Origin of the sequence: Streptomyces antarcticus, from assembly GCF_026627255.1 — a bacterium.
Lineage (GTDB): Bacteria > Actinomycetota > Actinomycetes > Streptomycetales > Streptomycetaceae > Streptomyces > Streptomyces antarcticus.
The window spans coordinates 1-21,582 of record NZ_JAPNLM010000050.1; the positions used below are offsets into that span (position 1 = coordinate 1).

Sequence of the window (21,582 nt, forward strand, 5' to 3'; positions counted from 1 at the left end):
ACCGGGGACCCTGGCGTCTCCCCGGACCGGACTTGCACCGGCTGGCTATCCTGAGCTTGACGTCCGGTTACAGCACCCACACCCCTTCTGAGCTGCGATGATGCCCGGACTGCTGGACGTACGCTTGTTCTTTAACCTTTGGGGCTCTGAGCGGTCTGGCGGGAGGATGAGGGCATGACGTCTGCCTCTGACCCCGACCCGGCAACCACACTGGACCGCGAGGCCCTCGAACACCTCCTCGGCCGTCCGTTGGAGCAAGACTGGTCAGCGAGTACGCCAGCGCGAAGGAGCCGGGTACGGGTACTGCGTGATGCCGCATGGGACGGGCCGTGGCAGCGCGAGTTCCTCGGCACGATCGATGATCTCGCTGCCCCGGCGCCTGTGCAGCATGCTCAGGCACGCCCTGGGGAGCTGGCGTACTGGGTCCGTTTCGATGAGCCGCAGTTCGACAGTGGCGGGGATGGTCCGTATCGCAAGGCCCTGATCTGGGGCCGATACCTGCGATTTGAGCCGAGTACCGAGGCGTAGGTCGAACGTTGCCCCCCGAGCGGGCTCGGCCCCCGGCGGGCTTTTGCCGTTCTCCGGACAGCGGTACGGCCTTGGCGTGATCATGTGCGTTGCGAAGCACCCATGATCACTAAGCAAGGCCGTGAGGACGATTTTGCTGGAAGACGCTGTCCGCGTCGAGTCCCTGTCCGTGCTGTCCCGGTTCCGGAACGGCTTCTACGACTGCCTGAGCGCCCGCGCGGACGCCCTGTTCGAGCTGACCGACACCCTGCTCTGCGCGGACGGGCCGGTCAAGGCCCTGGTCGACCTGGCCCTGGCCTCTGAGCACCGTCGCGGGCACGGCGCCCTCTACGACGCGTTGAACGGCGGCCGGATCGAGGCGGACCGGCTGCGGGCGGCACTGGCCGCACTACCGCTTCCCCGAACCAACGACGGGCGCATTGTCCTGGCCGTGGACGTCAGCTCGTGGCTGCGTTCGGACGCGGCGACCCGCCCGGACAGGTTGTTCTGCCACGTCCACGGGCGTGCGAAGAACGCCGCGCAGTTCATCCCCGGCTGGCCTTACTCCTTCGTCGTCGCGCTGGAGAGCGGCCGCACCTCCTGGACCGGGATCCTGGACGCGGTCCGGCTCGGACCCGAGGACGACGCCACCGCGGTGACCGCCGACCAGCTCCGGTCCGTCGTCGAGCGTCTGATCGCGGCCGGTCACTGGGCCCAAGGTGACCCGGACGTCCTGGTGGTCATGGACGCCGGCTACGACGTCACCCGCCTGGCGTTCGTGCTCGCCGACCTGCCCGTCGAACTCCTGGGACGCATCCGCTCAGACCGGGTCCTGAGACGCCCGAAACCACCCAGACTTCCCGGCACCAACGGCCGCCCGCCCAAGCACGGACCCGAGTTCGCCCTGAACAAGCCCGCCACCTGGCCCGAGCCGGGGCACACCACCACGACCGCCACCACGCGCTACGGCACCGCCACCGCCGTCAGCTGGGACCGAATGCATCCCCGGCTCACCCACCGCACATGCTGGCTCAACCACGACGGCGAACTCCCCGTCATCGAGGGCACGTTGCTCCGTCTGGAAGTCGACCACCTGCCCGGCGACCGCGATCCCAAGCCGGTGTGGCTGTGGTCCTCGGCCACCGGCGCCACCGCCGCCGACATCGACCGCTGGTGGCAGTCCTACCTCCGAAGATTCGATCTCGAACACACATTCCGGCTGTTCAAGCAGACCCTCGGCTGGACCCGGCCCAGGCTCCGCTCACCCGAGGCCGCCGACCGCTGGACCTGGATCGTCATCGCAGCCCACACCCAATTCCGCCTCGCCCGGCCCCTCGCCGAGGACCTCCGTCGGCCCTGGGAGAAGCCCGCGGCCCCGGGCCGGCTCACATCCGCCCGCGTCCGCCGCGGGTTCAGGAACATCCGCCCGATCACCGCGCTTCCCGCCAGGGCACAAACTCGAGGTCTCGCAGTCCTCCCTCCGCCGCTGGATCCGCGACACACTGCCCGACGAGGTGAAGAAGTCGCAGGTCACGGTCCTGCGGGACGAGGTCGAGCCCGGCTCGGAGGCCCAGATCGACTACGGCTTCCTGGGGCAGTGGATCAACCCGAGGACGGGCAAGCGGCACCGGATCTGGGCGTTCGTGATGGTGCTGCCCGCTTCGCGTCACATGTTCATGCGGCCCGTGGTGCATCTCGATCAGCACGCCTGGACCGAGGCCCATGTTGCGGCGTTCGAGTACTTCGGCGTCGCGGGATCAGCAGCTCGGACCCAGTGCGCCGCACCGTCATGCTGTGGACCGCAACGGAGCGGACTGCTGCGTAAGGATGACCGCGGCCCCGTTCCGCTGGGCGCGCTCGGCCCTGGCTCGGCGCAAGGCGGCCGCGCGGGACACCTCGGCCTGGCGGCGTCGCTCGGAGCGGGCAGCGTCGAACTGGGTCGGCGCATCGTCCGGTGCCACGGCGTCGGTCTCGGGGAACGCGCGGCGGCTGAGCTCGCGCAGCACGGTGTTCTGCCGCTGCACCGCTTGCGCGATGCCCGGATCCATCCGGCGCGGCGGCGCTGCCTTCTGGTGGGCGGCCAGTGCGCGGCGGTAGCCCTCGCACGCCGTCTCCCTGGTCTTTGCTGGACCGGTCGCGGCCGGGGCCGGAGGATCTACCGGGACAGCGTCAGCGGGGCCGGGGACGGGCGCGGCGCCGGGCGGCAGGATCCGCAGGGAGCTCACGACGCTGCGGCCCGCTGTCTTGTTGGCGGCCGCGATGACCCGGGTCTGCTCCAGGCGCGCCTTCGTCGCCCATGCCGACGACTCCGGGCATACGGTGAGCCGGCCGGAGTCCGGGTCGAACGCGACGGCGGCGACGTGCCCGGCGAGTTCGGGGGCGATCGCTGCCCACCGCTCGCGCAGGGAAGCGCCGGCGGCCGGGAGCGTCCAGGCCCGCTCGGTGACCAGCGCGCCGAGCGCGGCACCCAGACCCATCGGCTCGCGCCCGTCGCGCCGCACCGATGTGGCGACCCGCGGCTTCTTCTTCGACTTCTGACCGCTGCCGTTCTTCCGGGCCGCCTCCATCGCGGCCCGCAGCGCGACCCGGGCCAGGTCGACGCCGGACACCTCGCTGTTGCTCATGCCTGCCCCCAGGTGGTGTGCCCGAGGACCAGGTGCTGCGTGCCCGAAAGGCGCTGCGCTTCGTTGACCAGCTGATGGCTGAACAGGCGCCTGGCCGACGTCTCGCCGTACTGGTCGATGTGGTCGAAGACGACGCTGTGGTCCTTCGACCCGCGCACCCGCCAGGTGCGGACCTGCTCGCGGGTCAGGTCATCGAGGACAAGCTCCTGCTCCTGCTCCTGGTCGTCGCCGTCGACGACCGGGTCGGGCGCGGCGACCGGACGCGGCGCGGGCAGGACGACCGGGGCCACCGGAGCGGCCGGGGCCTCGAAGGCCGGCTGCGCGGCCGCGGCTTCGGCGCGGGCCTTGGCGGCGGCGGCCTGCTGCTCGCGGACCTGCGCCCACCGGTGCTCGCGGATCCACGCCTGGGCGGTCACGTCCTGGTGCAGCTGCTGCTCGGCCGCCGTACGACGCTCAGTCTCGGAGGCGCGGGGCATCGCTGCGTCGACGGCCGCCGCGACCGCACGACGCTGGTCACGGCGGTCGGCCTGCTTCTCCTCGCAGCGCGGGCAGTCCTGCCCGGAGTCGAGCAGCACCCTGTCGTCGCACCGGACGTCGCCACACCGCTGCCGCTGAGGCAGGGCCAGGCCGATCAGCCAGCCCACCGGGTCCTTGATCGGCCCGGCCAGCCGCATCTGGTCCTCCAGGCGCCGGGCGACCCGGTCGGCGAGGACCTGCGGGGCGTCCGTGCGGCCAGCGAAGCCGACCACCCGGGCCAGCTCGCCACGGGCGGCGGCCTCCACCAGCTTCCGGGCGGCCGGACGCTCCAGGCGCGCCCACACCAGGTCGACCGGAGCCAGAACGGCCCGCAGGTCCTCCGGCGGCAGAGGCACCCTCCCCCACTGCTGCCTGCCCTGGCCCGCACCGTCCACGACCCGCACGGGAGCACCGGCCACCGGCCCGCAGCCGCTGTTCACGCCTTCGACAACCGGGGACTTCTCCTGCTGTTCCCCGCAGAGCGGGCTGCCGTCCTCGCGTACGCACGCGCGGTCCGGCAGACCACCGGTCGCACCACGGCCTTCGCCGGAAAAGCCACCAGAGAGCGCGAGAGACCCACCAGCAGTAACCCCAGAAGCGTGGAGAGCGTGGTGCTGTGCATTTGCGGCGAGGTCTGCCGATCCGGCTGCCTCACCCCGCCCAGCACCCCCGACCCCAGTCGCCACAAGGGTCTCGCCCGTCTCGCCGGACTCAAGATCTCCGGATGCAGTACCGGCGAGGTCTGAAAACACGGCGTCCGCGCCCCGGCGAGCCTCCCGCACGGCCACACCGTGAGCCTCAGCCACCGGCACCAGACGTACTCGGGACTTCGCGTGCAGGCCCGAGCCGGTCTCCTGCCGCACTACGTCCGCGACGCCGTACGCTTGGAGCCGCTTGAGGACCTTCGCCCCGGCCGCCGCCGTGCAGCCCAGCAGCCCGCCGACCGTCGCCGCCGGACGACCCCGGCCGGAGTCCACCGACCCGGGGCGCAGCTGCAGCCAGCCCGCCGAACCTGTCGTCAGGACCATCAGCAGCAGCCCGAGCCGGTCCGTCGCCGCACCCCGGCCCGTACGCCCGGCGAGCAGCCCGGCCGGGACCACCGGCTTGTCCTTCGGCGCCCACCCCGGACCGAACAGCACCTCGCACAGGCTCAGGAGCACCGCCAGCTCCGAGCGGGACAGCGCCAGAGCGTGCCGCCGGTCGCCGACCTGCTGCGCCCGGTACATCGGGATCACCCAGCACTCCAGGCCCGTCGCGTGCCCGAAGGCGTTCGTCGCGACGTTCGAGCCGAGGAACCCGGCAGCGCGCAGCTCGGGCAGCACGGCGTGCGCGACCGTCGACTGGGAGACCCCCAGCCACCGACCGAGCTCCGCCGCCCAGATCTTCGCCTGATAGTCGTCGCGGACCCTCGACTTCGCCGTCAGCACCACCGACGCCAGCCGCGCGCCGTCCGACGCCCCGGCCAGCGCCGGAGACGACACCAACGCACGCACCGCGGCCAGCAGCCGAGACCGCATCGGCTTCGACAACTGGAGCGGGTTGCCCAGCTCCAGCGGAACGACCGGACCGGCCTGCGCCGGAACCGACCGGAGCCGACGGCGCGAGGCCCCGACGGCGAACTTCGTACGAGGGCGCGGGATCACGGCGGCCGGTGCCGCCACGGCGCTCATCGGACCACCGCCACGACAAAGCGGTGCGCGGACACGGGCGGGCGGGTGCGAACGATCATCCCGGCAGCCTCGGAGATTTCCCCTGTGGACAGAGTCCGGAGATCAGCGGCGGCCCTGTGGACAACGAGAGCGGACCGGCGAGAGCCGTTCGACGGGGCGACGGACACCGCGGCTTCGATCGAGGATTTCTCCCCGAAAGCGCCGCAGTTGTAGCTTCCTACCGGAAGCCTCTCTTCCGGTACGAACTGCGTAAATAAACGCGAAGCGGACTGTGATCCCGTCACGCGGGACGTCTGTCGGCCCTGAACCGGGGTGAAACGGACAGGGTCGACCTGACAAGGGACACCACTCTCGTGCACTATGAGAAACGACCTGCTCTCCATGTAGCTGGACGACCTGGCCCCTCGGGGCTGGATGCTCTGGATGTGGATGTGTCGGGCGAAGCCCCCTTCGTGAGAAGCGGGCGAACACCGATCGGGCGGGGGGAGATTTCTCCTTCCTCTCGGTTACCTGTGGATCGCGAAAGCCCCTGTGGTGGGGGCCTTCGGTGAAGCGGGTGGTACTGATACGGCTGTGGTGGCCGTGGTCAGCGGCCGTGTGTGTGCTGTTGGCCCTGTTAAGGGGCCGAGAGAGAAACGAGCGGCTCTATGAGCCGCGGCTCAGGACCAGCTGTGAACTGGGACCTGAGCAAGACGGGCCGCGCGAGGCCGGCGGGTGGTTAATCCGCTCTTGGCGCGCGCGGCCGATGGCCGTTAGGTCATCCCGATCCCCCCTCGGAGGTCGGCGTCGGCATGCCCTCATCCAGCTGCGCGGCTTCGGGGAAGCGCTCCGCGAGCCCATTGAGCAGGTGAAGGTAGACCTCGCGGTGTGGGCGCCGAGGGCGGGCCTCGCCCGACTCCCAGCGCGCGACCGCCACGCGCTTCACACCCACAACGTCCGCGACATCCTTCTGCGTGAGGCCAGCAGCAAGACGCAACTGGGCCCGCACGTGAGGCGGAGGCAGGACGTCGTCCAGGCCGTCCAGCAGGGCATCGACCTGCCTCAAGCGGTCCGGGTCGGGCATAGCGCAGCCTCTCATGATCGATAGATCTCTGAAAGATACACCACAAGGACTCTGAGAGGGAGGTGCCGTGGCCGTTCGCTCCAGCGGATCGCCTTCTGCAAGCCGGTCCCTGACTTCGGCGTCGGTCTGTCCGAGGGGCTGGTGGTCCCCGATAGGGCGAACCACGTTGTGGGGTGCAACCCCGATCACCCTGGCTGTCCGGAGCATGTGCAGAGCGAAGCCAGCGGATGACTCCGAGATCTTGAAGCGGTCCGCAAGCTCACGTGCTGCAGGAAGGCGACTGCCCACCAGACACGTGCCGTTCGTGATCTGCGAGAGGAGCGCCTCGGCGACCGGCCGCCAGAATGGATCCACTGGGCGGGACTGGCGTGCATGAACCCAGTTGGTGATGCGGTCAGTTCCGTCGTACAAGGGGCCTTCGGTCCGGAGCGCCTCTGCCTCGATGCTTTCGGCCTTGGGCCGGCTGTCGTACCACCGAACGTCCTGCTGCTTCACCAGATGCCACCAAAACTTCTGGCGGCGGTGATCGGTGAGGCGCTGCTGCAAGTTCATGGTGATTCCGACGTACAACAGGCGCTCTTCGGCGTCGTACAGTCGATACACGGCTGTACGGGCCGTGCTGACCCGATTCATCTATCGCCGCCACGGAGCAGATGGCTGTTCGGCCTCTGAGCGGCGTCCGCATACTCAGGTAGTTCGACGACGGCGATACCGGCGGACTCCAGGAGTTCAGTGCCGTCGGCGCCCGGGACGAAGGTGTCGGGCTCGCGCCAGGCAGTGACGATGCGAGGGATTCGGGCGTCGCGGATGAGCTGAGAGCAAAATCGTGCCCGGGAGGCACGCTTTGCGCAGGGTTCTAGCGAGCTGTAGAGCGTGGCGGTGGCAAGCCGGGGATCTTTGGCAGGCAGCTTGGCGAGTGCAGCCTCTTCAGCATGGTCGTGAGGGTCGGACTCTCGGGAGTGACCACGAGAGAGCTCGGTGCCATCCGACGCGACGATGACTGCACCGACGGAGAATGCAGTCGTCGAGGGAGGGCAGAGGGCAGCGAGATCGCACGCGAGGGCGAGCCAGCGGTGGTCCGCGGCGTTAGCAGAGCCGTCGACGCCCGGAGTGCTCGTGCCTGAGCTGATGTTCATCGGGGTTCCATGGAGATGTCCTTGGGGGCGTAGCGCAGGAGCACCACGTCGCCGATTTGCTTCGTTTCCAAGAGCCTGAGCCGGGCCGAGGAGCCACCGAGGTAGTTGGCAGGACCGAGCATCCGTACGGCATCAGACTGGCCGACGAGGAGCGGGGCGATGACGAGCTGGAGCTCATCGGCGAGGGCTTCCTCGAGAAGCTGGGTGTGGATGGTGCCGCCACCTTCAACCATGAGCCGCTGGACTCCGTAGACATCGCCGAGGATGTCGAGCGCGGTCTGCCAGGTTGCTTCAGTAGTGATGCCCTGGATGGTAGCGAGGTCGCCGAGATTGGCGCGGGCCTTCCCTGCTGCTTCATTGCCAACAGCGAGAACTAGTTTCTCGCCCCCGTGGTGCCAGAACTTCCAGGCGGGGTCAAGGCTGCCTGTTCTGGTGATGGTGACCTTCAGCGGGTACTCGGGAAGGCCTGCGGAGACCCGCGCTGTCCTTCGCTCCGGCGAGTTGACGAGGAGCCGGGGGTTGTCAGCTCGAAGGGTGCCGGCGCCAACGAGGATTGCGTCGACGGAGGCGCGTACGGAGTCGACGCGGTCGAAGTCGGCGGCGTTGGAGAGCAGGAGCCGGTCTTCGCCCGGCCGGGTGTCGAGGTAGCCGTCCAGAGAGACGGCGGCGGACAGCAGGACGAACGGGCGAGGCACGGAATGCTCCAGATGTGAGTAGGGCCGGGTGGCGTCAGGCGGGGTGCAGGACGATCTGGTCGAGCGCGGCGCGGAATTCGGCGATGCCCTCTTTGCTGCCAGCGGCGGCGAGAACTCGGTCAAGCCGGTCGAGCTGGCTCACGATGCGGGCTGAGCCGGTTTCAGCAGCGATCCCGACTGCTTGCAGGCCGATTTGAGCAGCGAGAGGGAGGTTGCCAGCGCCAGCGTGGGCGCGGGCTGCGCGGGCGAGGTAGACACCGCGGTCACGCCGGTAGGTGGTTGGCAGGGCGGCGATGGCTGTGTCGAAACCTGCTGCGGCCTGCTCGTATTCGCCGAGCGCGGCCAGGGAGCGAGCGCGGGCCGTGCTGACATATGCCTCGTCGAGCCAGGAGCCCCAGACCCCGTCAGTGTCTGCGCGCCCGAGAAGAGCAAGCGCGGTGTCGTATGAGGTCAGGGCTTCGGTACCGTCGCCCAGAACGGCGTGTGCGTGGGCTTGGTGCATGACTGCGATGACTTCCAGGCGGCTGCCGGGGCGGGCGGTGCGTCGGGCAGCGGCTGCAAGGCCGAGGGCGTCGGCTGCAAGGCCGGTGTCCACAGCGAGCTGGGCCTTACGGCCGAGAATGTATGCGGTGAGATCGGTGTTGCCGGTGATGTGCGACGCATCAAGGGCCTTTGCCGTGTGCCCGTGGGCGGTTCGCTCATCCCCGATATCTTGCGCCAGCCAGCCAGCTAGTTCCTCGTAGCGGGTTTCGAGCGCGAGAAGTTCGGCAGCGTCGGCGCCACGGGAGGCACGTCGGCGGCTGGTAAGCCGGGCCAGATGCTGCTGTAGCGCGGGCAGGACGTTCCGGGGACCGATCAAGTTGTCGGTCTGGATCATCACGCGGCGGAGCTGCGAGAAATGATCAATGGGCGAAGTCATGTCGGCGGCCGTAGCGGCAGCGGTTGCCGTCGGAGCTGGAAGCGCTGTCGTGGCGAGGGCGGCAAGACCAGACGCGAGGACAACACGGCGGGGCACGGGCACGAAGAGGATCCTTCCGTGGACGCGGCAGGGGACGACGACCGTGTCCGTGTCGTCATCGTTCGAGCCTGCCCGTCCAGAGACGGCTAGGGCCAGGCCCGGAGACGATTCGGACACATGGCCCCCCGGAACGGACACATCGCATAGGGAGGAAGCATCCCTGCCGATGCGGGCCCACAGCTCCACCAGGAGTCCTTGGCCGTCGAGCAGCCGGTCGAGCTGCTCAACCTCCGAGCGGTGTTTCGGTGCCCGTTGTGCGTTCTCCCATTTCCAGAGCTTGGAGTAGGAGATGAAGGTGGCCTCCGCCAGGCTGCGCAGGGTGTGGTTGCGCCGTTCCCGGAGGTCTCGCATCTGATAGCCGAAGCGATGCAAGGGCGATGCCTCGGGGGTTAAGACGTTCGGCTTCTGCCCCACACTGCCACTCCTTCATGTCTCCGATTGTTGTGTCCCATCCGCCGGACACATGTCAGACCTAGAACGCAATCCGCGCCTGGCCCTACAACTTTGGTAACGCAGCCGGAAGCGACCAGGGAGCGAAGGACATGCAGCGTGAGAGGCGGGAGCCAGCGTCAGCCATCGCGTTCTCCCTCAAGCTTGTCCAGACGGGCCGTGAGCTCCGCCACCTGAGACTGAAGCACCTTGATGGCGAGTGCGGTTGGGTCTTGGTCGGCCTCACCCGCGGTGTCGCTGACGAAAGAGCCACGCCCTTGATGGGAGTAGATCAGTCCCGCGTTGCGCAGTTCGGTAAGAGCTCGCTGGACCGTTCCTGCCGCGACGCTGTACTCCTCGGAGAGCTCGCGGATGCCGGGCAACTTCATGCCGGCAGCGAGTCGTCCCACTTGAGATGTGGCTGGAGGGAGGGGCTGGAGATCGTCGTGAGGTGCGTGCCTTCGTCACCTGGGCGCGAGGCCGGAGACTTGTCGGCGAGCTCGTAGTTCCCCGGGCACGCGTGCCTGCCCCCAGCGTCTTTATGACGGACGAGGAGCAGGCCGAGCAGCTGCACCGGTGTCTCCGCGACGATTCTCTGCCTCTCGATGTTCGTACGGCTGGCGCCCTAACGCTCCTCTTCGGGCTGCAGCACACCAAACTGCTCGAACTCACTGTGCACGACGTCATAGACGACCACGTGACGGTGGCGCTCAACCTCGCAGGCCGTCATCTTCCGCTGCCGCCCGAAGTCGCCCGGCTGGTCCGTGCGCAACGCGACAGATGCCAGGCACGCTGGCAGCTCGATCACACAGCCTGCACAACACCCTGGCTTTTCCCCGGCCAGGAGCCCGCCCGCCCTCTGGGAGCCACCTACCTCAACTTGAAGCTCCGCCGACACGGCATTGCGCCGCGCGCCGGCCGTAACAATGCCCGTCTCGCACTGGCCACAGACCTGCCGGCGTCCGTCCTCGCCGACTTCACCGACACCAGCATCAGCAGCGCCACCCGCTGGACCGGATACGCCAGACGCGACTGGCTCGACTACATCGCGTCCCGCAGACAGATCTGACTACTCCCCCGGGCGGCGGCCACGGCCCAGAGAGACCACCAGGAGATGGTGGTGGTCATAGCGCCTCGGCGCATTCGTCGACGAACGCGCAAAGCCTACGAATGAGGCTCAGAAAGTGGGGGGTGGGGTCCGTGTCGGCCTGCTGGTGAGGCGCTTCCCGGAGCCACTCCTGCCACAAACCGCCCGGTTCCCGGAAGCGGTCGACCTGGCGACCTCCAAGGTTCAGGTCGATGAACTGGAGAGCACCCATGACGACGGCCTGGTCGTATCCGAGGTCAGGGCGGCAGAGGTAGCGATCGAGGTAGGCGGCGAGCAGGTCAGCGTCCCGCGCTGTTCCGAAACTCGCCAGGGCCACGCTGTAGGCCAGCCCAACGCAGCAGACCTCGCTGGCCAGCAGGAGTTCCCCGAGACGCTCACGGAACTCGGTCCGGCGGGAGACAGCTACCAGCCAAGCAGCAGTTCTCCGCTCTCGCCAGCTGCCCTCAAGGAGCGTGGCGATCTCGTCCGGGGCGATAAGTCCCGCGTCCTCACGGAGATCTTGCATGAATCGGTCGTACTCAGGACTTTCCATGCGCAGCAAGCTGCCGCTGAGCTTCAAGTAGCGCCGTCCGGGGGTGACATAGCGGCGAACCAGGGCCAGTAGTTCGGGATCCTCGTGGGCATGGCGCATCACACGACCGATCCTGCCTCTCGGGTGCGCGACGAGACCACCCTCTATGACATTGCGCCACTCGCCGACGAGGGGCGCGGCCCGGGGACATGGTGCTCTGGGAAGTATGGGAGAGGCGACGAGGACAGGATTCGAACCTGCGTCCACCCGGGATCAGAGCCGGGCGCTCCTCCGCAGAGCTTCCTCGTCGCCACCGTGATCATTGCTTGGGCTGCTGTGTGGGTCAACTGATTTACAGAGGAGGAAAAGCGCGGGAATCGCCGCCGGTCACGTCCACTCCTGAGCGGCAGCACGCTTTCCCTTGCCGGAGAAGACTCCTGCCGAACGGAGAGCGCTGGCCATGAGCGGGTCGGCGACGGCGACGCCGTGGACCAGCTCGGGTGTCCGCCGGAAGACGACGGCTTCAGCCATTGGCCTGGGAGCAGTCCAGGCGCCGGCTATCGGGTCCACCCGATGCCGGGCGCAAGCTGCTTCGACGAGTGAACGTGGGCATTCCTTCTCACCCCGGAGTACTTCCCAGGGCAGAGGAAGGTCCGCCCAGACGTAGGTGTCCGGGTGCAGTCCGCCGCCGCTCATGCGGTGCCAGTACGCCACGTCGGCTGCCATCAGGCGGGGCACCTTGCCAGGGCAAATCCGATCCAGGATCTCGTCCTGCCCCAGCTCGGTTAGCAGTGCGAACCAGTGGGCCCGGGCCGTGTTCCATGCCTGTGCGGCCTGGTTCCACGTTGACGAGTCGTTGCCACGGCGCACGATCATCGTGTCGCGTTCCAGCGGATGCCGGTTCCAGGCGTCCTCCAGAAGGCCGGCGACCTGGCGCAGGAATCCATTCCACCGAACCAGCAACTGGGTGAGGTCCTGGTCGGATACCTGGGCCAGCACTTCAGCTGTGGGGTGCACATGCGCGACCGCGTACCAGCAGGTCTGCTCGGGGAGATTCTTTAGGCGCTGGAACAGGGCCGCAGCGACCTCGTCGTAGACCTGGCGCTGCCGGCCGTTGGTGAAGACGCTGCGCATGTAGCCGCGCGCCGTGATGTAGGCAATGAAGGCCGCCGTGTCCAGGTCCGTGGCGAACAGCTCGTACGGCAGGACGTGAGCGAGGGCACCTTTTCCGGTGATGGCCACTTCGCGTCGGCGCTGCTCGTGGATGAGCCGGGCCAGCTTGGCTTCCATCCGGCGCAGTAGTCGGAAACGCTTGTTGTACTGGCGTTTGGGAATCTTCCCGAGGCCCGCCTCCGTGCGCTCGCTTCGGTTGAGTCGGTCCATGCCGAAGTCGTTCTCCCCGTACGAGCGGCCGATCTCCGCACCCGCTCGCCGGATCACCACCTCGATCTGGGCTGGATCATCCCCGGCGTCGTCCGGAAGGCTCGGCACCTTCGTGAACAGGTCTGCCGCTCGGGCAAGCTGGCGCTGTGCGCCAACCGGACGGGCAAACTCCTCCCGCATGGAGGTATAGCCGTGCCAGAGGTTGCGCAGCGAGTGCTCAGCAGCCTTGGCGAGCGCCGCCTCGGTCGCTGTATCGAGGTCAGTGCCGCGGGCGGCGTACAGATCCTGGATGAGCCGGGCCACATCTTCCGGACGCTTGCGCAGTGTGAGCGAGGCGTGCAGCTCACGGAGGAGCTGTTCAAATGTGGGCGACGGCATGAGCCTCACCTTGTCATCACGACGATCGGGTCTCCACTGCTTATCCGCACGTAGCAATCGCAGAGCGAGCTACGGAGCGTTGGTCTCGACGTACTCCTCGATAGCCAGCCTTGAATCCGAACTGTCCCGCCGCTGCGTTGCTCGCGCCAGGAATACGACAGCTCCGGAACAGGTGCGCTGCGCCAGTACCGCTGCGCACCCAGGGCTGCTGCGACCCCTGCGCCAGGGGATACGAGCCCAGCCCCGACACCTACTTCGCGCCCACGGCCCCGGTGACCCACCGGCTCGCCGCCTGATCAACGAACCCCATCGAGGAGCGTCACCATGCCGCTGTTCACCCGCACCGCACCCGCCCCCGAGACCTGGACGCCGGAGGGCACGCTCGTCTCTCAGCGCTTCCGGGCGCTGGAGGGCGCGACCGTCCTCGTCTACACCGGCGACACCGAACGGGGCGGCGCCCGCTACGCCGTCGCCTGCCTCGGCTGCACGCACCGCGCGGACCGCAACACCGTCGGCAACGTGATGTCGGAGACGGAGGCCGCCCAGGGCGCCAACGCCCACGCCGCCACCTGCCGGGCGGTGCCGCGCGGCGTGCCCGCCCACCCCGACGACACCGAGGCCGCGAAGCTGATCCGCACCCGGCTGTGGGCGCGCCGCTACGGCGCCGCTCCGCACCAGGTGCGGCTCTCGGACTTCACCGCGCTCCGCGTCGACGTCCAGCGGCCCACCGACTGGATCAAGACGCTGCTGGGCGACATCGCGCAGGCCGACCCCGGCTTCCTCGCCGCGACGCCCACCGACTCGGGCGTCCGCTTCACCATCCAGCCCTTCGCCCGTCCCTGACCGGTCGCGTCCGAACCGGCCGTCATGAACGGACTCCGCCCCCGGCCACGCAGGCCGGGGGCGGAACCGCACACGGGGCCGCCGCCAGTGCTGCCGTCTCCTTGCGGCTGAGGTGAAGCCGCTTCCACGTGTGCTGGGCTCCGTCCCCGCCCAGTACGGGCCGATAGCGGCGCAGCACCCGGCTGCGGATGCTCGGCTTCTGGTAAAGCGGGACATCACCGGTGCGAGCGAGCACGTCCAGGGCCTCACCGAGCAGCCACGCGTCACTGCCAGCCGGGACCGCGCCGCCACGCCACCAGCTGCTCGCTGTTCTCCCTGATCCGCAATAGCGCCGAGCGGAACGTTCGCCGCGCGGCTCGCCGGATCTCGCTGAACTCTTCCGGCGTATAGGCCGGGTCGCCCTTGGACCAGGAGAACCGCTTGGCCATCGCCTCACGCACCGACGGGGAGAGCCGCGAATCCCGCCGGAGTAGCGCGGCGACGGCGGCGAACTTGCTGTATCCGTTCGTCTGTGGCGGCAGGCTCAGCCGCCAGGCCGTCCACTGCGTAGCCGTACCGTCCGCAAGGCCAAACATCGGCGCGTCAGAGTTGTCTCGTGGTGAACAGGGTGGTCCCGTACACCGCGTCCACTTCCTTCCGCTCGGTCTCGGTGAACCCGACCTTGGCCAGCACACGGCGTGAAGCGGTGTTCCAGTCCCAGACCGTGGCCCACAGACGTTCGCACCCAGATGATCTCGCCCATTCCAGAACAGCCAACGAGGCCTCGGTCGCATATCCCTGACGCCAAACTCGGCGTAGCAGCTCGAATGCCAGTTCCGGTTCCCCTGTTGATCCTCGCCCGCTGTCGACCAGCCCGCAGTAGCCGATGACGTCACGAGAGGCCTTCCGCTCGATCGCCAGCAATCCGATCGACCACAGCTGGTTGGTGCGGATCGAATCCTCAAGCTCCGCGATCGTGGGGTGTCCATCCGCGTCGATTCGGCGGTGCGGCGGCACTCGTGGATCACGTTCGGTCCACAGCTCACGCTGGACGACAGCCTCGGCTACCCGCCAAGGTCTGAGCAGCAGGCGGCTCGTCTCGAGTACAACTTCGCTGCCCGGCGCGCCAATTGTCATGTCAGCAACGATCTCACGGGCGAACGCGCTGTTGTGCCGCGCGGTAGGTTCTGCCGATTGCGGACGCTCGATATGCGGGACCACCGAGATCAATCCCTGAGCGTCGTCTGGGACCTGTGCACGGCCGGCTGGATCCGGTGGGACGCGTTGCCTGACCTGTACGCCGACAGGTCAAGCCGCAACTGCCTGTTCGGTGACATTGCCCTCGGGGAAGGCCACGGCCTCGTCATAGGGCCAGTTGTACTGCAGGCAGCAGTAGAGCTGGCCGATCAAGCGGTTGAAGAGGTTCCTCTGCGCGGCGTCGTGCCAGTCTCCGTGGTCGCGGCGGCGCCGATAGTGCACCTTGGCGCCCGGGGAACGAGTGATGGCGGCGAAGGCCCAGAGGTAGCGGCCGTGGTTGAGGCGGTCGTTCTTCACCCATCGGCGGGAGACGTTCGACTTCTTTCCTGATTCTCTGGTGATGGGCGAGGCGCCTGCGTATGCCTTCAGGCCGCGGGCGTCGGCGAAGCGGTTGCGGTCGTCTCCGATCTCGGCAAGCACCCGGGCGCCGAGCTGGATGCCGAGGCCGGGGAAGCTGAGGATGATTTCAGCGTCCGGGTGTTGAGGGAAGGCCTTCGACTTCGACGACCACGAGAACTACAGCGACCCGTACGAGACCGACGTTGTCGCGTTCGTGATGCGCGCCGTCGCTGGGACAATGGCCCCTGGCCTGCACGACTGAGCAACCGAGAAGGGCCGTGCTCCACGCGCATGCGTGGAGCACGGCCCTTCTCGTGTTTCGGGATCGGACGAGATGGACGGTGTGGCGGATCTGGCCGGCGATCGGCCATGGCCGTTGGCCGATCAGCCATCGGATCGGCCATCGGCCACCGCCGTGCCCGGGCGGTGGCTGCGTGATCGGCCATCGTTTTGCGGTGGCTCGGCGCTGCCTCAGAGGGCGGGTCCACATCGGAAGTGCGGGTTCGCACGCTGGAGAAGCGATGTCAGGAACTGGTGCTCACCGAGCGCAGGTGCGCGCGTACGGCCTTGCGTTGGTGCTCCTCGCGGTACTTGATGGCGCTCTTGAGTCGACGCAGACCGGTGCGGGCCGGGATCTCGAGCCTACGGGCGACCTCAGCGCCGGCGAGCTTCTCCCCCGCGGCTTCAGCCGTCTCCAGCCAGCCGACCACCAGCTGGATCTGGCGATCGTTCTCTGTGAGCTCGTTGTCATCAGTCTGCTGTTCTGGCAGTCCTGCCGTCCCGGGCTCGGTGGCGGTGACCGGCGCACCCCACAGAGGTGACTGAGGCGGACCTGCTGTATGCCGTCCTTGCTGGCGGGGCGGAGTATCGGCGCTGCCAGCCGAGACAGCAGGAGCACTCGATGAGGGATGGAGGACGGGAGCTGGGCCCCGACCCGGAACCGGCTCCGGTGCGGGTAGCGGGCGGTGAGCGAAGGGTGGGTGCGGTGTGGCCGATGCCGGTTCGGCCACTGGCCTCACCGCCTGGCCGTTGGCCACGGAGCTGTCGGTCAATCCCCCAATCACCTGGTCAACGGCCACAGTGAGGCCTGCGGTGATCGGGTGGAGCAACTGCTCGACCACCGCCGTCGGCATGAGCTCGCCGGTTTCGGGGTTGCGCGCTTTGTGAGCATCGGCCAGGTGCTGGGGGAAGGTAACAGCATCAGGCAGGGCACCTGTGGCGGAGGCGAATGACCGATGCGCCTCGAAGGTGTCTTCTGGCGCCACGTCCTGCCACATTCCTCCGCGTGGCGAAACTGCGGACCGAGCATCCTCGACCCCGCCGACTGCTGAGGTCTGACCGGCGACAGACTTCGGCTTGAGGATGGCGGGGTCGACCGAGGTCGCCAGCGGCATATCGGCGCGTTCAACGACTCCGTGCTGTGCGGCCGGCGCCATCGGGCCAACCAGTGCCGGGTCGATGCCGGCCGCGGCGAGGCCCTCCGGGGCGGTGTGCGCCAGCGGTACGCCGATCCGGGCCAGCCGCAGCGGCATCAGCGCCGCCACCGGCGCCTTGCGCCGCCAGGCGCGCCCGTACCGCGCCTGCAGCCGCGCCTGGTAGATCAGGCGGTCCTGCTCCATGCCGACCGCCTGCTCGTAGGAGCGCAGCTCCCACAGCTTCATCCGGCGCCACAGCTTGAACGTGGGGATCGGGGAGAGCACCCACCGCGTGATGCGGACGCCCTCCATGTGCCGGTCCGCGGTGATGTCCGCGATCCGGCCCACCGCGTGCCGGGCGGCCTCGACCGTCACCACGAACAGGATCGGGATCACCGCGTGCATGCCGACGCCGAGCGGGTCGGGCCAGGACGCGGCACCGTTGAAGGCGATCGTCGCCGCCGTCAGCAGCCACGCCGTCTGACGCAGGAGCGGGAACGGTATCCGCATCCACGTCAGCAGCAGGTCCAGCGCCAGCAGCACGCAGATCCCGGCGTCGATGCCGATCGGGAACACCAGCGAGAAGCTGCCGAAGCCCTTCTGCAGGGCGAGCGTGCGCACCGCGGAGTAGGAGCCGGCGAACCCGATCCCCGCGATGACGACGGCTCCGGCGACCACGATGCCGATGAGTATCCGGTGCGTACGAGTCAGCTCCATCACCGGATGAGGCTCCTTTGCTGGGTTCTGTGGCCTCGGCAGGCTGACTGTCCCATGGTTCCGATCTCTGAGGGGTTGGAGAGGGCCGCAAACGCGTGGTGCCCCGGGCTTCTGCCGGGGCACCACAGGGGAAGGCGCGAGCTCGGTCGTCAGTCGACGAGGAGGTCGGCCAGCATGAGGCGCTGGTCGGCGTTGAGCTGTACCCGGAGGAGGCCTGCGAGTTGCGAAAGGTCTGGCAGGGGGGACCAGAGCGTCTGAGCGAGCACCGGGTGGGCAACGACTCCGTCCGGGGCGGCGGAGGCCGTCTGGGGCCCGAGGGTGATAACTGAGTTATCGCCTTCAGGCAGTCCGGCAGGGGAGCCGGGCGCCATCTGCTCGCAGCCGCCGGCGATAACTGAGTTATCAGCCGGGGGTGTGCTGGCGTCTGCCGGATCCCGTGGGACCGGGACAGGCGGGGCGATAACTGAGTTATCACTCGGCGCCGACTTAGTTCGCTTCTCCGCCTTCCGGACGGTGGCCTCTTCAGCCCGGCGGTCCGCGATCTCCTTCTGCTGCCCGGCGGGAACCTTGGCCAGTCCGCGGACTTCGTTCACCTTGCGCCGGCCGGCGGCCAGGTCGGCTTGAAGTTCGGCTGTCAGGCTCAGGAGGGACAGTTTCTGAGAAACGTAGGCCTGGGACTTGCCGATCCGGCGGGCCGCCTCATGTTGGGACCCGTGGTGGTCGACCAGCAGCTGCAGGGCTTGGGCCGACTCCAGGTCGGTGAAGTCCTTGCGATGGATGTTGGCGACGAACGCAGCCTCCAGCAGACTGCGGTCCGTCGTAGCGAGAGCATCGTCCACGAAGACCTTCAAGGTCTTCAGCCCTGCCAGCTTCGCAGCGGCGAGACGCCGGTGCCCATCTACCACCACGTGGGTGGCTTCGAGATCGAGGCGGCCCTCCATACCAGGCCTGTCGCGAAGATAGGCGTCGACGCTGGCGATCGTGATCGCCTGCACCTGCCCAACAGTCTGGAGACTGGCCGCCAGCTCCTCGACATCGCCGAGGTGGTCTCTGGGGTTTTCCGGATTGGTGCTGATCTCACGCACGGGAAGCAGGACAGGCACTCCGTCATTGCCCGTCACGCGATCGATCATGCCGCGCCGCGCACTGCGGCCGGCAGCCGCACGCTCGAAGGTTCCGGCCTGGCCGAGGAGTTCGCTCTTGCTGCTCATGAAAGCCTCCGGGCGATCGCACGCATTCCCTCGGACTGCTCACAGTCGCTTGCGTAGACGAGGAGCGGCTGCTGCAGCCGTACCGCTTCGCGCTGCTCCTTCAAGTCCCCGATCACGGCGAGGAGGGGAGGGTTCGCCATCTTTTCCCACCGTTCGAGAGACGAAGTGGCCACCGTTCCGCGGCGGGCCTCGTAAAGATTCACGACGAACCCTAGGTAGTCGACCTCCAAAGCCAGGTCTTCCTCGAGAGCGGAGATCTGGTCGTCGAGCATCATGAAGGCCTTGGCCGAGCTGTCCTCTGCCTGCACGGGGATGATCACGCCCGAGACGCCCTGCCCTTCACCGTCACGGCGACGGGCGTAGTACAGAGCGGTGTCCATGGTGGTGCCGAGACTCGGAGGACAGTCGATAACCACGACGTCGACATCGTTCTCCAAGGGGCGCAGGGCCTTCTCCAGAGCCGGTTCCTTCGTGCGCAGCTTGGAGAGGACGAGCATGGTGTCGAGGAGGAAGCCGTCCATGCAGGTGGGCAGAACCCGAAGCCGGCCGCCGAACTTGTCGTGCTCCAGCGTGACCACGAGCTCGTCCAGAGGGTGCTCGTTCTCGCCGACCATGTGTTTCGCGAGGCTGTCGTGACCCTTCGAGTTCGGGATCTCGCGCAGCCCGAGCTGGTCGGTGAGGTGTCCCTGAGGGTCAAAGTCCACCAGCAACACACGCTTGCCGGCCTCGGCCATCGCCTGAGCGATCCCGGCCGCGATTGCCGTCTTCCCGACCCCTCCCTTCTGGTTGCAGACCACCAGACGCTGGGGGATACCCGTCGCAGGACGCACCTTGGGGGAGGGATTGTCGGTGAGCCAGAGCTGCACGGCCTGGGTGAGGCCCTGCACCAGAGGGATACCGCGCTGGGCGCAGACCTCTCGGACACCGGACCAGACGCCCGTCGGTAGGTGCGTGGCGAACGGGATAGCCCCTGTGGTTGCGACCGGTTGAGTCGTGCGTTCGGCGGTCATCCACGACCGAAGTCCTTGAAGGACCGCGTCCTGGATACCGCAACCATGCTCCGCTGCGCGGACCTTGAGGTCCTGCCGCATGAGGGCGGGTAGCTTAGAGACAACCTTCTCTAGGTCTCCGGCCGGATTCTGAGTGGTCATGATGCAACCTTACTAACCTACGAATGGGGAAGTCACGCACGGGGCGAGCCCGGCGTGTTCGCGGCGATGCGGGCAAACCCCAACCAAGCGGCAAAATGACCTTCCCCTCGTAGCGTGGAGCCGTGACTGCAGGGGAAGTTGAGAGTCATGGCGGAGAAGCGACGGAAGTTCGACGCGGAGTTTCGTGAGGGGGCTGTGCGGATCGTGGCCGAGACGGGTCGGCCGATCGCGCAGGTCGCGCTGGAGCTCGGGATCAATGACACGACGCTGGCGAGCTGGGTGTCGCGGGCCAGGAGGGCCGGCGGGGACGGGGTACTGAGCGTGCCCGAGCGTGAGGAGCTGGCCCGGCTTCGCCGGGAGATCTCGGTGCTCAAGAAGGACAACAAGGAGCTGGCGATGGAGCGCGATGTCCTCAAACGCTGCATGGTCCTTTGGGTGAAGTAGCTGAGGGGGACCCGGCGTTGCTCGTCGGGGTGATCAGCGACCAGAGGACCGGGTACGACATCCCGCACACCGTTGCCTGCCGCGCGCTGGGCGTGTCGCAGGCGTGGTTCTACAAATGGCGCCGCCGACCGGCCGAGCCGACGAAACGCGAGGTCAGGAGGATGCGGCTGGAAGAGAGGATCACGCACTTCTTCCGCGAGTCAGGCGACACCTACGGCTCGCCGAGGATCACCTTGGATTTGTGGGCCGAGGGCTGGCAGGTCTCGGTGAACACGGTCGCCGAGATCATGGCCGACCTCGGGCTCCAGGGCCGCAAGCCGCCGCGCCGACGCCGCTCGCTGACCCGTCAGGGCAAGCGCCGCGCCTCCCCTGACCTGGTGCGTCGCAGATTCGACGCGGTCGCGCCTGATGTGTTGTGGGTCGGCGACATGACCGAGATCGAAACCGGTGAGGGCAAGCTGTACCTCGCCACCGTCCTGGACCTGTTCTCGCGACGCCTGCTCGGCTACGCGATGGGCGCCCACCATGACGCTGCCCTGGTCGGGGCCTCGCTCAAAATGGCGGCCGCCACCCGGGGCGGCGACGTGGACGGCGTGATCTTTCACAGTGACCGCGGCAGCGAAGGTGGATTCAACTGGTCGTCGCAACACCCTGATCTCGGAGGGGTGCGACGTGGCCACGGCGGACTGGAGTTTGAAGACCAGCGATGTTCCGGAAGGCCAGCGTCGGCAGTGGCGCGCTGACCGTGCGTTGCGGCCGGCGATGCGTTCGCCGGGGCGGCCTGATCCGTCTCGGGTAGTGCAGCGCCAGTTCTGGCGACTGATCGCCACGGGGGTCACGACAGTGGAGGCGTCGCTGGCGGGCGACGTCGCGGCCCTCGGTGACCTCCTGGCCGTCGCCGCCGCCCACGCCCCGGCCCTCGTCCGCGACCGCCTCCAGGCAGCGGCCGACGCCTTCGAGCAAGCCGCCCGCGCCCCCGGCGCCCGCTCCCTGGAAGGCCGCGCCCGTGCCGGATGGCGCGCCTCGCCCCGGGCGTTGGAGCGGGCCCCGCGCGCCGCACGCGGGGGCAGCGCCGCGGTCGTCCTCACGCTGCTGATCGCGCTCGTGGAGGCGGTGGAGGCCGCCACCGACTGGCACCGGCCGCAGGCCTTCCGCGCGCAGGCGAAAGCCGCCTCCCTGACCGGCACC

16 protein-coding genes, 1 tRNA gene and 4 pseudogenes are annotated in these 21,582 nt (G+C 68.3%); 6 read left to right on the forward strand and 15 right to left on the reverse strand.

What is annotated here, in order from left to right; genetic code table 11:
* Positions 1–661 precede the first annotated feature (661 nt).
* Positions 662–1,960: pseudogene (locus OTB16_RS37530) on the forward strand (NF041680 family putative transposase); the annotation flags it as partial.
* 334 nt (positions 1,961–2,294) lie between these two features.
* Here the strand turns inward: OTB16_RS37530 and OTB16_RS37535 are convergent.
* From OTB16_RS37535 to OTB16_RS37560, 6 genes and pseudogenes are all read right to left on the reverse strand, one after another.
* Positions 2,295–3,131 carry a DciA family protein gene (locus OTB16_RS37535; RefSeq protein WP_267727182.1) on the reverse strand — a complete coding sequence of 279 codons (837 nt, stop codon included), beginning with the start codon at positions 3,129–3,131 and terminating at the stop codon, positions 2,295–2,297.
* Positions 3,128–5,317, reverse strand: a complete 2,190-nt coding sequence (locus OTB16_RS37540) for a hypothetical protein (protein ID WP_267727184.1) — start codon at positions 5,315–5,317, stop codon at positions 3,128–3,130. The genes OTB16_RS37535 and OTB16_RS37540 overlap by 4 nt, the downstream gene beginning before the upstream one ends.
* Positions 5,318–6,074: 757 nt before the next feature.
* Entirely contained in the window at positions 6,075–6,983 is a 909-nt protein-coding gene (locus OTB16_RS37545) for a helix-turn-helix domain-containing protein (protein ID WP_267727186.1), read from the reverse strand.
* Between the two features lie 26 nt (positions 6,984–7,009).
* Positions 7,010–8,211, reverse strand: a pseudogene (locus OTB16_RS37550) (dihydrofolate reductase family protein).
* A gap of 34 nt (positions 8,212–8,245) precedes the next feature.
* Positions 8,246–9,643 (reverse strand): helix-turn-helix domain-containing protein, encoded by a 1,398-nt coding sequence (locus OTB16_RS37555; RefSeq protein WP_267727188.1) that lies wholly within the window; start codon positions 9,641–9,643, stop codon positions 8,246–8,248.
* Between the two features lie 155 nt (positions 9,644–9,798).
* Positions 9,799–10,068: a GntR family transcriptional regulator gene (locus OTB16_RS37560; RefSeq protein WP_267727190.1), complete on the reverse strand. Its 270-nt coding sequence runs from the start codon at positions 10,066–10,068 to the stop codon at positions 9,799–9,801.
* A 131-nt stretch (positions 10,069–10,199) separates the two neighbouring features.
* Here OTB16_RS37560 and OTB16_RS37565 point away from each other — a divergent pair, with 131 nt between their 5' ends.
* Positions 10,200–10,727, forward strand: a complete 528-nt coding sequence (locus OTB16_RS37565; protein WP_267727191.1) for a hypothetical protein — start codon at positions 10,200–10,202, stop codon at positions 10,725–10,727.
* Between the two features lie 55 nt (positions 10,728–10,782).
* Here OTB16_RS37565 and OTB16_RS37570 read toward each other — a convergent pair whose 3' ends face one another.
* The 3 genes from OTB16_RS37570 to OTB16_RS37580 form a co-directional block, all read right to left on the reverse strand.
* Entirely contained in the window at positions 10,783–11,397 is a 615-nt protein-coding gene (locus OTB16_RS37570) for a DUF6000 family protein (RefSeq protein WP_267727214.1), read from the reverse strand.
* A gap of 116 nt (positions 11,398–11,513) precedes the next feature.
* Positions 11,514–11,586 (reverse strand) — tRNA-Gln (locus tag OTB16_RS37575).
* A 78-nt stretch (positions 11,587–11,664) separates the two neighbouring features.
* Positions 11,665–13,038 (reverse strand): hypothetical protein, encoded by a 1,374-nt coding sequence (locus OTB16_RS37580; protein ID WP_267727193.1) that lies wholly within the window; start codon positions 13,036–13,038, stop codon positions 11,665–11,667.
* Positions 13,039–13,362: 324 nt separating this feature from the next.
* Between OTB16_RS37580 and OTB16_RS37585 the strand changes: the two genes are divergently transcribed.
* Positions 13,363–13,881, forward strand: coding sequence for a hypothetical protein (locus OTB16_RS37585; protein WP_267727194.1), 519 nt, complete (start codon positions 13,363–13,365; stop codon positions 13,879–13,881).
* Positions 13,882–14,144: 263 nt separating this feature from the next.
* Here the strand turns inward: OTB16_RS37585 and OTB16_RS37590 are convergent, their stop codons facing one another.
* From OTB16_RS37590 to OTB16_RS37615, 6 genes and pseudogenes are all read right to left on the reverse strand, one after another.
* Positions 14,145–14,456 (reverse strand): hypothetical protein, encoded by a 312-nt coding sequence (locus OTB16_RS37590; protein WP_267727195.1) that lies wholly within the window; start codon positions 14,454–14,456, stop codon positions 14,145–14,147.
* 7 nt (positions 14,457–14,463) lie between these two features.
* The gene (locus OTB16_RS37595) at positions 14,464–15,081 is read right to left on the reverse strand and encodes a GNAT family N-acetyltransferase (protein WP_267727216.1); all 618 of its coding nucleotides are present in this window, start codon (positions 15,079–15,081) and stop codon (positions 14,464–14,466) included.
* An 87-nt stretch (positions 15,082–15,168) separates the two neighbouring features.
* Positions 15,169–15,609: pseudogene (locus OTB16_RS37600) on the reverse strand (IS110 family transposase); the annotation flags it as partial.
* A 371-nt stretch (positions 15,610–15,980) separates the two neighbouring features.
* Positions 15,981–17,588 carry a DUF2637 domain-containing protein gene (locus OTB16_RS37605; RefSeq protein WP_267727217.1) on the reverse strand — a complete coding sequence of 536 codons (1,608 nt, stop codon included), beginning with the start codon at positions 17,586–17,588 and terminating at the stop codon, positions 15,981–15,983.
* 149 nt (positions 17,589–17,737) lie between these two features.
* A complete protein-coding gene (locus OTB16_RS37610; protein ID WP_267727197.1) occupies positions 17,738–18,799 on the reverse strand; it encodes a ParB/RepB/Spo0J family partition protein in 1,062 nt (353 codons plus the stop codon).
* Entirely contained in the window at positions 18,796–19,950 is a 1,155-nt protein-coding gene (locus OTB16_RS37615; protein WP_267727198.1) for a ParA family protein, read from the reverse strand. The genes OTB16_RS37610 and OTB16_RS37615 overlap by 4 nt, the downstream gene beginning before the upstream one ends.
* Positions 19,951–20,097: 147 nt before the next feature.
* On the opposite strand from OTB16_RS37615, the gene OTB16_RS37620 reads away from it, so the two are divergent.
* The 3 genes and pseudogenes from OTB16_RS37620 to OTB16_RS37630 form a co-directional block, all read left to right on the forward strand.
* The gene (locus tag OTB16_RS37620; RefSeq protein ID WP_267727200.1) at positions 20,098–20,394 is read left to right on the forward strand and encodes a transposase; all 297 of its coding nucleotides are present in this window, start codon (positions 20,098–20,100) and stop codon (positions 20,392–20,394) included.
* Between the two features lie 29 nt (positions 20,395–20,423).
* Positions 20,424–21,137, forward strand: a complete 714-nt coding sequence (locus OTB16_RS37625) for an IS3 family transposase (protein ID WP_267727201.1) — start codon at positions 20,424–20,426, stop codon at positions 21,135–21,137.
* Positions 21,088–21,267: pseudogene (locus tag OTB16_RS37630) on the forward strand (IS30 family transposase); the annotation flags it as partial. The gene OTB16_RS37625 and the pseudogene OTB16_RS37630, both read left to right, overlap by 50 nt.
* Between the last annotated feature and the right edge of the window lie 315 nt (positions 21,268–21,582).

Coding starts and splice junctions, on each gene's coding strand:
- OTB16_RS37535 (WP_267727182.1), bottom strand. CDS start 3,131: ATGAGCAACAGCGAGGTGTCCGGCGTCGACCTGGCCCGGGTCGCGCTG.
- OTB16_RS37540 (WP_267727184.1), bottom strand. CDS start 5,317: ATGAGCGCCGTGGCGGCACCGGCCGCCGTGATCCCGCGCCCTCGTACG.
- OTB16_RS37565 (WP_267727191.1), top strand. CDS start 10,200: ATGACGGACGAGGAGCAGGCCGAGCAGCTGCACCGGTGTCTCCGCGAC.
- OTB16_RS37570 (WP_267727214.1), bottom strand. CDS start 11,397: ATGCGCCATGCCCACGAGGATCCCGAACTACTGGCCCTGGTTCGCCGC.
- OTB16_RS37580 (WP_267727193.1), bottom strand. CDS start 13,038: ATGCCGTCGCCCACATTTGAACAGCTCCTCCGTGAGCTGCACGCCTCG.
- OTB16_RS37585 (WP_267727194.1), top strand. CDS start 13,363: ATGCCGCTGTTCACCCGCACCGCACCCGCCCCCGAGACCTGGACGCCG.
- OTB16_RS37590 (WP_267727195.1), bottom strand. CDS start 14,456: ATGTTTGGCCTTGCGGACGGTACGGCTACGCAGTGGACGGCCTGGCGG.
- OTB16_RS37605 (WP_267727217.1), bottom strand. CDS start 17,588: ATGGAGCTGACTCGTACGCACCGGATACTCATCGGCATCGTGGTCGCC.
- OTB16_RS37610 (WP_267727197.1), bottom strand. CDS start 18,799: ATGAGCAGCAAGAGCGAACTCCTCGGCCAGGCCGGAACCTTCGAGCGT.
- OTB16_RS37615 (WP_267727198.1), bottom strand. CDS start 19,950: ATGACCACTCAGAATCCGGCCGGAGACCTAGAGAAGGTTGTCTCTAAG.
- OTB16_RS37620 (WP_267727200.1), top strand. CDS start 20,098: ATGGCGGAGAAGCGACGGAAGTTCGACGCGGAGTTTCGTGAGGGGGCT.